Source organism: Streptomyces cyslabdanicus (genome assembly GCF_052663305.1).
In genome coordinates this window covers 12,033-25,086 of record NZ_JBQRUW010000045.1, presented here as the reverse complement: position 1 = coordinate 25,086, position 13,054 = coordinate 12,033, and the positions used below count along the sequence as shown (strand labels likewise).

Here is a 13,054-nt window from a genome sequence, read left to right as displayed (position 1 = left end):
CCGTGTGTGTCCTGTGAGTGGTGGTGCGTCGGTAGACTGTAGACGAAAGTCAATCTCACTCCCAGGCTCGGTCGGGCCGCTGATCAGGGGATGGAAGCCATGCTGTCCGCGGGTTTGCCGAGCGGAACCGTACCGAAGCTGGAGCGGCCGGGTCCGCTGCGTGAGCGGGTCTACGAGGCCCTCCTCGAACTCATCATCACCAGAGTGCTCAAGCCCGGTCAGCACCTGGTCGAGACCGAACTCGCCGGGCAGCTCGGCGTCTCCCGCCAGCCCGTGCGCGAGGCGCTCCAGCGGCTCAACACCGAGGGATGGGTCGACCTGCGCCCGGCCCAGGGCGCGTTCGTGCACGAGCCCACCGAGGACGAGGCCGACCAACTGCTCGTCGTACGCGGCCTGCTGGAGGCCGAGGCGGCGCGGCTGGCGGCGGCCGGTGCCGGAGGCGAGGCGCCGGCGCGGTTGCGCGAGCTGTGCGAGGAGGGCGAGCGGGCCCTGGGGGCCGACGACATCGACGCGGTGGTCGCCGCCAACGCGGCCTTCCACGCGTACGTCATGGAACTCGCGGCGAACTCCGTGCTCGCCGAACTGTCCGCGCAGGTGGACCGCCGGATGCGCTGGTTCTACACGCCGATCGCGCGGACCCGCGGCGAGCACTCCTGGCGCGAGCACCGCGAGTTGATCGACGCGATCGAGGCGGGTGACGAGCAGCGCGCGCAGCGGTTGATGCGGGCGCACACGGAGCAGACCCGCGTCACCTACCACGAGCACGCCGGCTCCGAGGAGTGACACCGGGCGGTGCGGACGCGAACTAGTGCCGCGACAGGCAACGTTTGCCCCGTCGCGACGCCCGGCACTCCCCCAAGCTCTTCGAGCAGGGGGGACCCCCACTCGCCGCACCGGCCGAAAGCCCGAGTACATCCAGTACGAGGACTTCCGGCCGGCACTCCCCCAAGCTCTTCGAGCAGGGGGGACCCCCAGAGCACGCACCGGACGCCGCTCCTTGACGGGCAAACGTTGCCCGCCGCGGCACTAAGGCGTGTCTGACAAATGATCACCTGGCTGGTTCTCTGAGCCAGAGGATCAGGGAGGCCAGGATGATTCCGGCTCGGTAGCGGTCGGCGAGTTTGTCGAAGCGGGTCGCGATCGCGCGGAACTGCTTGAGGTGGGCAAAGCATCGTTCGACCACGTTGCGATCGCGATAGATCTCTTTGTCGAAGGCAGGCGGGCGGCCTCCCAGGCGTCCACGCCGTCGGCGGTTGGCCGCCTGGTCGCGGCGCTCGGGGATCGTGGCGGCAATGCCCCGGCGCCGCAGCAGGTGACGGATTGCCCGGCTGGAGTAGGCCTTGTCGCCCAGCACCCGCTCCGGTGTCGTGCGCGGGCGGCCCGTGGCGGAGCGCGGGACGCGGATCCCGTCGAGGACCTGGCCGAACGCGGTGGCGTCGTTGATGTTGCCCGGGGTGAGCACGATCGACAGAGGCAGGCCGCGGCCGTCGACGGCGAGGTGGACCTTGGTGGTCAGTCCGCCGCGGGACCGGCCGAGGGCCTGGCGCGTCTGAGAGCGGCCCGGATCTTCCAGTTCGTCCCCGTCTGTGGCCCCTTTTTGCGGGCGCCGGCTGCGTGCTGGTGGGCCCGGTTGATCGTGGAGTCGACGGCGACGGTCCACTCGACTTGGCCTACCGAGTCGTCGCGGACCCAGACGTGTTCCAGCAGCGTCGTCCACGTGCCGTCCGCCTCCCAGCGGGCGAACCGCTCGTAAACGGTCTGCCACGGCCCGTACCGCTCCGGGAGATCGCGCCACGGAGCCCCGGTCCGCAGCCGCCACGGCACGCCGTTGACCACCTGCCGGTGATCACGCCACGGACGGCCACGCCCGTCCACCTGCGGCAACAGGGGCTCTATCCGCTCCCACACCGCGTCCGTCAACTCGCCTCGACCTGCCACAAGATCAATTATCGGACGGACCCTGGGATCCCCGGGTCGAGCGTCCTTGTCAGTGGCCACGCCTACGGTTCTCCCATGTGTGTTCAACGGCCGTCGCACCCGAAGGGAACTCCGATGCGTGAGGCAGGAGACGTACGGGAGGCGTGGGCCCGGGTGGCCACATGGCTCAAGCGGAACGACCCCGGGGTCTTCGCCGCCCTCGGCGGTCCCGGAAGCCCGGAGGCCATCAGGCGGGCCGAACAGCGCATGGGGCTGGAACTGCCGGCGGATCTGTGGCAGTGGCTCCTGGCGAACGACGTGGACGCCGACGAGCGCACCGATCCCCGGGAAACCCTGGTGGAACGGGGGTGCGACGTGCCCGTTCCCGGTGGGCACCTCCTGCTCGGCCTGGAGGACATTCAGCGGGTTTACCTCCACCAGCTGGACATGGAGCGGATGGAACCGTCCGAAGACCCCGACTGCCCGCTCTGGCGCCAGGAGTGGCTGCCGATTGCCGCCGAGCGCGACGGCCTCTACGGGACGTTCCTGGACACGGCCGAGGGGACGATCGGAACGTGGGCCGAGGCGTGCGTGCCGGAGGAAGGGGTGTACGCCTCGCTGTCCGCCTTCTTTCATCAGGCGGCGGACCTGCTGGAGGGAGTCTCCACCGGGGACTGGAGCGGCCCCGGCGCGCCCGCGCGGCCCCTCAAGCGCGACGAGCCCCGGCCGGAGGACGAGGCGGTACGCCGCTGGGCCCGCGCCCACGGCATGGTCGTGAACGACCGCGGGCGGGTCCCCTCGAGCATCCGTGAGGCGTACGAGGTCTCACGGAGGTGACCACCGGATCCGGCCGCCGTCAACGGCCGTCGGCACGGCCCGTGACGGCGACGGTGGCGCCCAGCCCGATGATGGCCGGGGCCCTCCCGCAGGCCCGGGGCATTGCCGCCACGATCCCCGAGCGCCGCGACCAGGCGGCCAACCGCCGACGGCGTGGACGCCTGGGAGGCCGCCCGCCTGCCTTCGACAAAGAGATCTATCGCGATCGCAACGTGGTCGAACGATGCTTTGCCCACCTCAAGCAGTTCCGCGCGATCGCGACCCGCTTCGACAAACTCGCCGACCGCTACCGAGCCGGAATCATCCTGGCCTCCCTGATCCTCTGGCTCAGAGAACCAGCCAGGTGATCATTTGTCAGACACGCCTTAGGAGCCCGCATCGCCCGGCGGCAACGGTCAGGGGGCGCCACCGTGAAGGGGGCGCCCCCTGACCGTGGAAAGCCCCGTCGAAGGCCTGTCGAGAGGCCGTCGGGTCAACCCGCGGACCGCCGTGCGATCACCCGTCGGCCGGAAGCAGTCCGGCGGCCCTGGCCCAGCGGTACTTGGCGCCCAGAGCGGCCACCGGCTGTTCGGTGGTGTAGGGGTAGGCGACGACGCCGTGTTCGAAGAGGTGGGCGCTGGCCGCCTCCACTTCGGTGTCCCCGGCGAGTGAGGCCACCACCGGCTTGTGGATCCCCTTGGCCCGTGCCTCGGCGACCACGCGCGCGGTCAGTTCGGCGAAGACCATCGGCGGCGTGACGATGGTGTGCCAGTAACCGAGGATCAGGGCGTGCACCCGCGGGTCCTCCAGGCCGAGGCGGATCGTCGCCTCGTAGGTGGAGGGCGGCTCGCCGCCGGTGATGTCGATCGGGTTCCCGGCCGCGCCGAACGGCGGGATGTAGCGCATGAACGCCTCGTCGAGGTCGTCCGGGATCTCCATCAGCTTCAGCCCGTTGTCCACGCAGGCGTCGGAGAGCAGCACGCCGGAGCCGCCCGCGCCGGTGATGATGACGACGTTCTCCCCCTGCGGGGTGGGCAGGACGGGCAGCGTCCGCGCGTACTCGAGCATCTCGTTCAGGCCCGGCGCGCGGATGACGCCGGCCTGCCGCAGGATGTCGTCGTAGACGGCGTCGTCGCCCGCCAGGGCCCCGGTGTGGGAGCCGGCGGCCTTCGCCCCGGCCGAGGTGCGCCCGGCCTTGAGCACCACGATCGGCTTCTTCGGCACGGTCTCGCGGGCGGCCTCGACGAACGCCCTGCCGTCCTTGAGGTCCTCCAGGTGCATCGCGATGCACTTGGTGTTCGAGTCCTCGCCGAAGTAGGTGAGCAGGTCGTCCTCGTCGATGTCCGACTTGTTGCCGAGACCCACGATCGCGGAGACACCGGTCTTGGTGGTGCGGGCGAAGCCGAGGATCGCCATGCCGATGCCGCCGGACTGGGAGGTCAGCGCGACCGGGCCCTTGACGTCGTACGGCGTGCAGAACGTGGCGCACAGGTCCTGCCACGGCGAGTAGTAGCCGTAGATGTTCGGTCCCAGCAGCCGTACGCCGTGCTCCCGGGCGATGGCGACGATCCGCTCCTGGAGTTCGTGCTCGCCGGTCTCGGCGAACCCGGACGGAATCAGGACGGCGTTGGGGATGCCCTTGGCGCCGACCTCCTCCAGCGCGGCGGGCACGAACTTCGCCGGGATCGCGAAGACGGCCACGTCCACCTCGCCCGGGATGTCCAGGACGGAGGCCTGGGCCTTGCGGCCCGCGATCTCGTCGGCCTTCGGGTTGACCGGGTGGATGTCGCCCGCGAACCCGCCGTCGACGAGGTTGCGCATCACCGAGTTGCCGATGTTGCCGACCTCGGCGGACGCGCCGATCACCGCCACCGACCGCGGCTGCATCAGCCGTGTCATCGCCGTCAGGATCTCCTTACGGCTGTAACCGGGCCGCGGGGCCGGCGCGTTCTCGGCGAGGATCACGCGGATGTCGGCCGCGAGCGCCCCCTCGGGCGTGGCGATCACCGGGTTGAGGTCCACCTCGGCGATCTCCGGGAAGTCCGTGACCAGTTGGGAGACCCTGCGGATCTGCTCGGCCAGCGCCCGGCGGTCCACCGCGGCCGCGCCGCGCACGCCGCGCAGGATCTCGGCCGCCCCGATCGAGTCCAGCATGGAGGCGGCCTCGTCCTCGGCGACCGGCGCCAGCCGGAAGGTGACGTCCTTGAGCACCTCGACCAGCACCCCGCCCAGGCCGAAGGCGACGACCTTGCCGAAGGTGGGGTCGGTGACCGCCCCGATGATGACCTCCTGGCCCGGCGGCAGCATCTGCTGCACCTGCACACCGGTGATCCGGGCCTTCGGGTCGTACGCCTTGGCGTTGCGGACGATCCGCTCGAACGCCGCACGCACCTCCTGCGCCGTGTGCAGACCGACGACCACCCCGCCGGCGTCGGTCTTGTGGAGGATGTCGGGGGAGACGATCTTCAGGACGACCGGCCCGTCGAAGGCGCCGGCGTGGGCCACCGCCTCGTCCGCGTCGTGAGCCAGGGCCTCGCCGGGGGGGCGATGCCGTACGCGTCGGCGATCCGCTTGCCCTCGGGCGCGGTCAGGGCGCTGCGGCCCTCGGCACGCACGGCGGCGAGCGCCTTCGCCACGGTGTCGCGGTCGGCTGAGGCATGGTTCAGGGGCATCGCTCAGATCACTCCGTTCGCCTTGAGGAGCTTCAGTTCCTCGTCGTCGAGGCCCAGTTCGCCGGCGTAGACCTCTTGGTTGTGCTCGCCGAGCAGCGGGGAGCCGGTGATGGTGACGGGGGAGTCGGACAGCTTCAGCGGCGAGCCGACGGTCCTGAAGGTGCCGCGCTCGGGGTGCTCGACCGGGACGATCATCTCGTTGGCGGCGAGCGACTCGTCCTCGATGATCTCCTTGGTGGACAGGACCGGGCCGCACGGGATGCCGTGGCTGTTGAGGGCCTCCAGCACCTCCCACTTGGGCAGGGTGCTGCTCCACTCCTCGATCAGCTGGAACATCTTGTCCAGCTTCGGCAGCCGGGCCTCGGGGCTGGCCCACTCGGGGTCCTCGGCCAGCTCGGGGCGGTTGATCAGCTCGGTGATGGGCTTCCAGCCGGGCGGCTGCACCACGATGTACACGTAGTCGTTGGGGCCGCCCGGCGCGCACTTGACCGCCCAGCCGGGCTGGCCGCCGCCGGAGGCGTTCCCCGAGCGCGGCACGTCCTCGCCGAAGTCCTCGTTCGGGTACTCGGCGAGCGGGCCGTGCGCCAGGCGCTGCTGGTCGCGCAGTTTCACCCGGCAGAGGTTGAGCACCGCGTGCTGCATGGCCACGTTGACCCGCTGGCCCCGCCCGGTGCGTTCGCGCTGGAGGAGCGCCGCGAGGACGCCGGCCACCAGGTGGACCCCGGTTCCCGAGTCGCCGATCTGCGCGCCGGTGGCCGTCGGCGGCCCGTCCTCGAAGCCCGTGGTCGCCATCGAGCCGCCCGTGGCCTGGGCGACGACCTCGTACGCCTTGAAGGTGGTGTACGGGCCCTCGCCGAACCCCTTGATGGAGGCGTAGACGATCCGTGGGTTGATCTCCTGGATGCGGTCCCAGGTGAAGCCCATCCGGTCCACGGCGCCCGGTCCGAAGTTCTCGACCATCACGTCGGAGCGGCGGATCAGCTCGGTGAGGAGTTCCTTGCCGCGGTCGGTCTTGGTGTTGAGGGTGATGCTCCGCTTGTTGCAGTTGAGCATCGTGAAGTAGAGGGAGTCGGCGTCGGGGAGGTCTCGCAGCTGCCTGCGGGTGATGTCGCCGGTCGGCGCCTCCAGCTTGACGACGTCCGCACCGAGCCAGGCGAGCAACTGGGTGGCGGAGGGGCCTGACTGGACGTGTGTCATGTCGAGGACGCGCACGCCCTCAAGAGCCCTGGTCATGGGGATCACCTCACTTGTACACGGATGGGTGCGTCTGGCCGTACGAACATCTCCTGCATACAGGCAACGAATACTGTATGCAATCATCGGCCGATCGGGTGGCGCCTGTCCAGTCGCCTGCGCGTGATTTCGCCCGGGCCGCGGATTCGCGCACTCGGGGGTGGTCGACCCCTCCGGCCGAGAGCATACTGTATGCAATCTGCGTGGGAAGTGACTTCAAGGGGCCGCCCCATGTCGTACCGCACCGCTCTTACCCGCGTCATGAGCAGCGTCGTCGAGCCCGGGGCCGAACGGGTCCGCACGCACGGCGCGTTCCCCCGGGCCTCGGTTGCCGCGCTGGGGCGCTGCGGGCTGCTGGCGCTCACCGTCTCCGCCGACCTCGGCGGCCAGGGCCTCGGCCTGGCGGAGGCCGCCGAGGTGGTGGCCGAGGTGTCCCGGGCCTGCCCGGCCACCGGTGCCGTGCTCAGGTCCCACTACGCGGCCGTCGCGGTCATCGAGGCCCACGGCATCCACTGGGTGCGCCGGAGGATCGCCACCGGGCACCACCTGAGCACCCTCGCCCTGGCGGAGGCCGTCGAGTCCGGTGGGCGCGGCACGCCCTCCGGCCCGCCCTCGACGGCGACGCGCACGGGGGACGTGGTGGCGCTGCGCGCCCGGAAGCGCCACGTGGCCGCGGCGGGGGAGGTCGACAGCTACGTGTGGTCCTCGCGTCCGGCCGACGGGTGCGACGGGTGCGACGGGCTGACCCTCTGGCTGGCGCCGGCCGACGCCCCCGGGCTGTTCGCGCCCGCACGGCCGGACGGGGAGGGCCCGCGCGGCAGCGCCTCGTCCACGGTCCGCGCCGACCCCGTCCTGGTGCCGGCGGGCGCGATGCTCGGGCTGAGCGGCGCCGGGATCAACACCATGCTGGACACGGTGCTGCCGTGGCTGGCCGCACTGCCGGCCCCGGGTGCGGCGGTCGCCCGGCCGATCGGGGTCGAGGTGCACGCATAGCCACCGGCTCGGGGTGTCCAGCGCTGTCTCGTGGGGTCTGGAACGGAACGCTCCATGATCCTGAACACTGTATACAAACTGCAAGTAGGCGATTATGCTGCGGAGTTGTCCGTGCCCTGCCGCGTCGGTTCGGTACGGGGGGCCGAGGTGATCGACCGGATCGTGGCGGGCGAGGACCGCGACGGCAACCTCGCCCTGATCGGCGCGAACGACGTCACCAACCCGGCCGCCCGCTCGAACCCCAGCTCGTCTACGGGATGCCGATCCTCAACGTGGACCACGCCAGGTCGGTCATCGTGCTCAAGCGCTCGATGAACCCCGGGTTCGCCGGCATTGAGAACGAGCTGTACTTCGACGCCAGGACGTCGATGCTCTTCGGCGACGCGAAGTCCTCCGTCGCCGAGATCACCGAGGAACTCAAGGCCCTGTGACGGGGGCGGCCGGTCATGGCGATCGGCTGGGTCTTCGCCTCCTTCCTCCAGGGCATCACCGGTTTCGGCGTGCCCATCGCGGTGTGCGCCCCGCTGCTGGTCGGCATCGGTGCCCGTCCGCTCCACGCGGTGGTGATCGCTCACCCACCGGATGGCGGCCCTGTCGGTCGCCGGACTCACCGTCTTCGCCACGAGCATGCTGATCCCGCCCGCGCTGCGGTACGTCTCCCGTCCGCGGGCCTGAGACCACCCGGCACCCGGAGCGGCTCCGTGGGGCGGGTCGCGGCGTACGCGCGCGAACCCGCCCACGGGGCAACCGAACCGAGGTCAGACGCCGACGTACGTCGCGAGGTGCTGTGCGGTGAGGGTGGAGCGGGCGGCGACGAGGTCGGCCGGCGTGCCCTCGAAGACGACCCGGCCGCCGTCGTGGCCGGCACCGGGACCGAGGTCGATGATCCAGTCGGCGTGCGCCATGACCGCCTGGTGGTGCTCGACGACGATGACCGACTTGCCGGAGTCGACGAGCCGATCGAGCAGGCCGAGCAGGTGCTCGACATCGGCGAGGTGCAGACCGGCGGTCGGCTCGTCGAGGACGTAGACGCCGCCCTTCTCGGCCATGTGGGTGGCCAGCTTGAGCCGCTGCCGCTCGCCGCCGGACAGGGTGGTGAGCGGCTGTCCCAGGGTGAGGTAGCCGAGCCCGACGTCGGCGAGCCGGCCGAGGACGCGGTGCGCGGCCGGTGTGCGGGCCTCCCCGGCGCCGAAGAACTCCTCGGCCTCCGCCACCGGCATCGCCAGCACCTCGCTGATGTCACGGCCGGCGAGGTGGTACTCGAGGACCGACGCGTCGAACCGCTTCCCCTCGCACTCCTCGCACGTGGTGGCCACGCCGGCCATCATCGCCAGGTCGGTGTAGATGACGCCGGCGCCGTTGCACGTGGGGCAGGCGCCCTCGGAGTTGGCGCTGAACAGCGCCGGCTTCACCCCGTTGGCCTTGGCGAAGGCCTTGCGGATCGGTTCGAGCAGCCCGGTGTACGTCGCCGGGTTGCTGCGCCGGGAGCCGCGGATCGAGCCCTGGTCGACCGACACCACACCGGCGCCGGCCGGGATCGACCCGTGCACGAGCGAGCTCTTGCCGGAACCGGCGACACCGGTGACGACGACGAGCGTCCCCAGCGGTATGTCGACGTCGACGCCGCGCAGGTTGTGCGCGTCGGCGCCACGGATCTCCAGCGTGCCGGTGGGCGTGCGCACCGTCTTCTTGAGGGAGGCCCGGTCGTCGAGGTGGCGGCCGGTGAGGGTGCCACTGGCCCGCAGACCGTCGACGCTGCCCTCGAAGCAGACGGCGCCGCCCGCCGTACCGGCACCGGGACCGAGGTCGACGACGTGGTCGGCGATCGCGATGGTCTCCGGCTTGTGCTCCACCACGAGCACGGTGTTGCCCTTGTCCCGCAGCCGCAGCAGCAGGCCGTTCATCCGCTGGATGTCGTGCGGGTGCAGGCCGGTGGTGGGCTCGTCGAAGACGTAGGTGACGTCGGTGAGCGAGGAGCCGAGGTGGCGGATCATCTTCACGCGCTGCGCCTCGCCGCCCGACAGCGTGCCCGACGGGCGGTCGAGCGAGAGGTAGCCGAGGCCGATCTCCACGAACGAGTCGAGGGTCTGCTGCAACGTGGCGAGCAGCGGCGCCATCGAGGGCTCGTCCAGGCCGCGGACCCATGCGGCCAGGTCGCTGATCTGCATCGCGCAGGCGTCCGCGATGCTGGTCCCGCCGATCCGCGACGACCGTGCCGCCTCGCTGAGCCGGGTGCCCCCGCACTCGGGGCAGTCGGTGAAGGTGATCGCCCGGTCCACGAACTCCCGGATGTGCGGCTGCATCGCCTCCCGGTCCTTGGAGAGCATCGACTTCTGGATCCTCGGGATCAGACCCTCGTAGGTCATGTTGATGCCCGCGATCTTCATCCTGGTCGGCTCGCGGTGCAGGAAGTCCTGCAGTTCCTGCTTGGTGTACTCGCGGATCGGCTTGTCCGCGTCGAAGAAGCCGGACTCGCTGTAGAGCCGGTAGTTCCAGCCGCCCGGCTTGTAGCCGGGGATGGTCAGCGCGCCCTCGGTGAGCGACTTGGAGTCGTCGTAGAGCTGGGTGAGATCGATGTCGGAGACCGTGCCCCGGCCCTCGCAGCGCGGGCACATGCCGCCGGTGATGCTGAAGCTGCGCCGCTCCTTCACGGTCTTCCCGGCGCGTTCCACGGTGACCGCGCCCGCCCCGCTGATCGAGGGCACGTTGAAGGAGAACGCCTTGGGCGAGCCGATGTGCGGCTGCCCGAGCCGGCTGAAGAGGATGCGCAGCATCGCGTTGGCGTCGGTGGCGGTGCCGACCGTGGAGCGGGGGTCGCCGCCCATCCGCTGCTGGTCGACGATGATCGCGGTCGTCAGCCCGTCGAGGACGTCGACCTCGGGCCGGGCCAGCGTCGGCATGAAGCCCTGCACGAAGGCGCTGTAGGTCTCGTTGATCAGCCGCTGGGACTCGGCGGCGATCGTGTCGAACACCAGTGAGCTCTTGCCCGAGCCGGAGACTCCGGTGAACACCGTCAGACGCCGCTTCGGGATCTCGATGCTGACGTCCTTGAGGTTGTTCTCGCGCGCGCCGTGCACGCGGATCAGATCGTGGCTGTCCGCAGCGTGCGGCTCGGGCGACGGGGTGTCCGCCTTCGTGGCCTTGCTCATCGTGTCTCCATCTGTGAGGCTGGGCCGCCTTCGCGGCGACGGTGGATGTCCGCCTGAGCGGCGGTGCCGGGCCGGCGGGACGTGCGTCCTGCCGACGCCCACCGGGTCGCGCTCCGCGCGAGAACCAAGGCATTATCCACGCATTTCGCCCCCGCGCACCCGCCCAGCCGGGAAGTCGGCGCATCCGCGCAGCTCATCCCCGTGATCGCCGACGGCTCGCCCCACGCTACCGACAGCCCGGCGCCCGGCGCTTCTCCATTCCTGACCCGTCCGGCCGGGCGTCCGGTTCCTGACCCGGCCGGTCGGGCACCCGCAGCGGGTGCCCGACCGGCCCCTTTCCCGGTTACAGGTAGGGGCGGGTGATCAGCTCGATCCCGTGACCGGCGGGGTCCTTGAAGTAGACCCCTCGGCCGCCGTGCTCGTGGTTGATCTCGCCGGGGCACTGCAGGTGCGGATCGGCCCAGTGCTCGATGCCGCGGTCGCACAGCCGCTGATACGCCCGGTCGAACAGGTCGTCGTCGACCAGGAACGCGTAGTGCTGCATCTGGATCTCGACCGGCGGCTCCGCGAACTGGAGCAGCACGCCGTCGGCGAGCCGGATGTTGGTGAACGGGCCCCAGGACGGCGCCGCCCCCACTTCGAGCAGCTCTCGGAAGAAGCGGGCCGACTCCTCGCGGTCCTTGGAGGCGATGATGGTGTGGTTGAACGTGGCTGTCATTCGCTGACCTGACTGTGGTTCGGCATGGAAACGGATTCGTCGTGCTGCCGAGCACGGGAAGGTCCGCGTGCCGAACCCAGGGGGTGCCTGCTGCGCACCCGCGGTGCGATCAGCCCACCACCGGGTGGCCCATCCGTGAGTGGCGTATCGCCGGTCCGGTGTTCACATCGGGTGACCCTACTCGATCCGGCTTCCGTGCGGGTGGCTCACGCGGAATGCGGGGCCGGGCCGAGCCACGCGAGGGCCGCGGTGGTCAGCGCCGTGACGCCGTTGGTGAGGGTGGGCCGCATGACGGGCGCGAAGAACGGCGAGTGGTTCTGCGGGATGTCACGGCTCGTGGTGCCCGCAGCCTCCGCCCGGGCGTAGACGCCGGGATCGACGCCGCCGAGCAGCCAGTAGCAGACCGGCACGTTCGCGCTGGTGCCGAGGATGCCGACGTCCTCACTGCCGGAGGAGGCGCCTGGGTCGCTAAGTCTGTCCTGGCCGATCACGTCACCGACGGCGGCCATGGTGCGGGCGCACGCCTCCTCGTCGTTGACCATCAGGGGGAAGGTGTGCAGCGTGCTGATCTCGGGATCCTGCTGCGCCCCGGCGGCCGCCGCCTCGCCGCGGACGATGCGCTCCACCGCGCCCAGGACGGTCCGGCGGACCTGCGGGGTGTAGGTGCGGATGTTGAGCTGGAGCCGGGCCTCGTCCGGGATGATGTTGTCCTTGGTGCCGGCCTGCAGGGCGCCGACGGTGACCACGGCCCGGTCCGCGGAGGAGATCTCGCGGGAGACCACGGTCTGCAACCGCATCACGGTGGAGGCCGCCATCACCACCGGGTCGATCGCCGCCTCCGGCATGGACGCGTGGGCTCCGCGCCCGAACATGCGCACCTCCAGCGCGTCGGTGGCGGCGAAGGCGAGACCGGGATGGCAGGCGACGGTGCCGGCCGGGAGCGACATCACGTGCTGGCCGAGGACGACGTCGGGGGTGCCGAACCGGGCGTACAGGTCGTCGTCGACCATGGCCTGGGCGCCCTGGCCCAGCTCCTCGGCCGGCTGGAACACGGCCAGCACGGTGCCCGACCACCGGTCGCGGGCGCCCGCCAGGAGCGCCAGGGTGCCCAACAGGCAGGTGACGTGCACGTCGTGGCCGCAGGCGTGCATGACGCCCTCGTTCGTCGACGCGTACGGCAGTCCGGTCCGCTCGGTGACGGGCAGCGCGTCGAAGTCGGCGCGCAGCAGCACGGTCGGGCCCCGGCCGTTCACCAGCCTGGCCACGACGCCGGTGCGCCCGACGCCCTCGGTGACCTCGTACCCGAGGTCCCGTGCGCGGCGGGAGACCGCGGCGGCCGTGCGGTGCTCCTCGAAGGACAGCTCGGGGTGGGCGTGCAGGTCCTGGTAGAGCGCTTCGAGGTCCTCGGTGAGGGCGGTGTCCAGACCGGCCAGGACCTGCCGGGTCGCGTCGTGTGCGGTCATCGTGATGCCCCTTCGGCCGGCGGAGGCCGACACCTCCGACGTAACCACATGCCCGGGGGCGCGGCAGCCCGGTCGGCGCCACGCCAGGCTGCT

At 71.0% G+C, this 13,054-nt stretch carries 9 protein-coding genes and 3 pseudogenes; 6 read left to right on the top strand and 6 right to left on the bottom strand.

Going from position 1 to position 13,054, the window contains the following annotated elements; genetic code table 11:
- Positions 1-99 precede the first annotated feature (99 nt).
- Positions 100-783 (top strand): GntR family transcriptional regulator, encoded by a 684-nt coding sequence (locus tag ACTYVM_RS26430; RefSeq protein ID WP_445528355.1) that lies wholly within the window; start codon positions 100-102, stop codon positions 781-783.
- A gap of 265 nt (positions 784-1,048) precedes the next feature.
- Here ACTYVM_RS26430 and ACTYVM_RS26425 read toward each other — a convergent pair.
- Positions 1,049-1,938, bottom strand: a protein-coding gene (locus ACTYVM_RS26425) for an IS5 family transposase (RefSeq protein WP_445528443.1) whose coding sequence is annotated in 2 segments (ribosomal slippage) — positions 1,049-1,590 and positions 1,590-1,938 — 891 coding nt in all. Because the reading frame shifts where the segments join, the coding sequence is not laid out codon by codon here.
- Between the two features lie 114 nt (positions 1,939-2,052).
- Between ACTYVM_RS26425 and ACTYVM_RS26420 the strand changes: the two genes are divergently transcribed.
- On the top strand, positions 2,053-2,754 hold the full coding sequence (locus ACTYVM_RS26420; protein WP_445528354.1) for an Lsr2 family DNA-binding protein: 702 nt from the start codon (positions 2,053-2,055) through the stop codon (positions 2,752-2,754).
- 5 nt (positions 2,755-2,759) lie between these two features.
- Positions 2,760-3,123 (top strand): annotated as a pseudogene (locus tag ACTYVM_RS26415) (transposase); the annotation flags it as partial.
- Positions 3,124-3,249: 126 nt separating this feature from the next.
- Here the strand turns inward: ACTYVM_RS26415 and ACTYVM_RS26410 are convergent.
- Both ACTYVM_RS26410 and frc read right to left on the bottom strand, forming a co-directional pair.
- Positions 3,250-5,405, bottom strand: a pseudogene (locus ACTYVM_RS26410) (acetate--CoA ligase family protein).
- A 3-nt stretch (positions 5,406-5,408) separates the two neighbouring features.
- Positions 5,409-6,638 (bottom strand): formyl-CoA transferase, encoded by a 1,230-nt coding sequence (frc, locus tag ACTYVM_RS26405; protein ID WP_445528353.1) that lies wholly within the window; start codon positions 6,636-6,638, stop codon positions 5,409-5,411.
- Between the two features lie 231 nt (positions 6,639-6,869).
- Between frc and ACTYVM_RS26400 the strand changes: the two genes are divergently transcribed.
- The 3 genes and pseudogenes from ACTYVM_RS26400 to ACTYVM_RS26390 form a co-directional block, all read left to right on the top strand.
- Positions 6,870-7,631, top strand: a complete 762-nt coding sequence (locus tag ACTYVM_RS26400; protein WP_445528352.1) for an acyl-CoA dehydrogenase family protein — start codon at positions 6,870-6,872, stop codon at positions 7,629-7,631.
- A gap of 257 nt (positions 7,632-7,888) precedes the next feature.
- Positions 7,889-8,062 (top strand): NAD(P)(+) transhydrogenase (Re/Si-specific) subunit beta, encoded by a 174-nt coding sequence (locus ACTYVM_RS26395; RefSeq protein WP_445528351.1) that lies wholly within the window; start codon positions 7,889-7,891, stop codon positions 8,060-8,062.
- A 15-nt stretch (positions 8,063-8,077) separates the two neighbouring features.
- Positions 8,078-8,191: pseudogene (locus tag ACTYVM_RS26390) on the top strand (L-lactate permease); the annotation flags it as partial.
- 198 nt (positions 8,192-8,389) lie between these two features.
- Here ACTYVM_RS26390 and ACTYVM_RS26385 read toward each other — a convergent pair.
- The 3 genes from ACTYVM_RS26385 to ACTYVM_RS26375 form a co-directional block, all read right to left on the bottom strand.
- The gene (locus ACTYVM_RS26385) at positions 8,390-10,780 is read right to left on the bottom strand and encodes an ATP-binding cassette domain-containing protein (RefSeq protein ID WP_445528350.1); all 2,391 of its coding nucleotides are present in this window, start codon (positions 10,778-10,780) and stop codon (positions 8,390-8,392) included.
- Positions 10,781-11,123: 343 nt separating this feature from the next.
- The gene (locus tag ACTYVM_RS26380) at positions 11,124-11,498 is read right to left on the bottom strand and encodes a VOC family protein (protein WP_445528349.1); all 375 of its coding nucleotides are present in this window, start codon (positions 11,496-11,498) and stop codon (positions 11,124-11,126) included.
- A 206-nt stretch (positions 11,499-11,704) separates the two neighbouring features.
- A complete protein-coding gene (locus tag ACTYVM_RS26375; RefSeq protein ID WP_445528348.1) occupies positions 11,705-12,961 on the bottom strand; it encodes an amidohydrolase in 1,257 nt (418 codons plus the stop codon).
- Between the last annotated feature and the right edge of the window lie 93 nt (positions 12,962-13,054).

Bases quoted from the DNA above. Each gene is read 5' to 3' on its own strand.
- ACTYVM_RS26430 (WP_445528355.1), top strand. From the start codon at position 100: ATGCTGTCCGCGGGTTTGCCGAGCGGAACCGTACCGAAGCTGGAGCGG.
- ACTYVM_RS26420 (WP_445528354.1), top strand. From the start codon at position 2,053: ATGCGTGAGGCAGGAGACGTACGGGAGGCGTGGGCCCGGGTGGCCACA.
- frc (WP_445528353.1), bottom strand. From the start codon at position 6,638: ATGACCAGGGCTCTTGAGGGCGTGCGCGTCCTCGACATGACACACGTC.
- ACTYVM_RS26400 (WP_445528352.1), top strand. From the start codon at position 6,870: ATGTCGTACCGCACCGCTCTTACCCGCGTCATGAGCAGCGTCGTCGAG.
- ACTYVM_RS26395 (WP_445528351.1), top strand. From the start codon at position 7,889: ATGCCGATCCTCAACGTGGACCACGCCAGGTCGGTCATCGTGCTCAAG.
- ACTYVM_RS26385 (WP_445528350.1), bottom strand. From the start codon at position 10,780: ATGAGCAAGGCCACGAAGGCGGACACCCCGTCGCCCGAGCCGCACGCT.
- ACTYVM_RS26380 (WP_445528349.1), bottom strand. From the start codon at position 11,498: ATGACAGCCACGTTCAACCACACCATCATCGCCTCCAAGGACCGCGAG.
- ACTYVM_RS26375 (WP_445528348.1), bottom strand. From the start codon at position 12,961: ATGACCGCACACGACGCGACCCGGCAGGTCCTGGCCGGTCTGGACACC.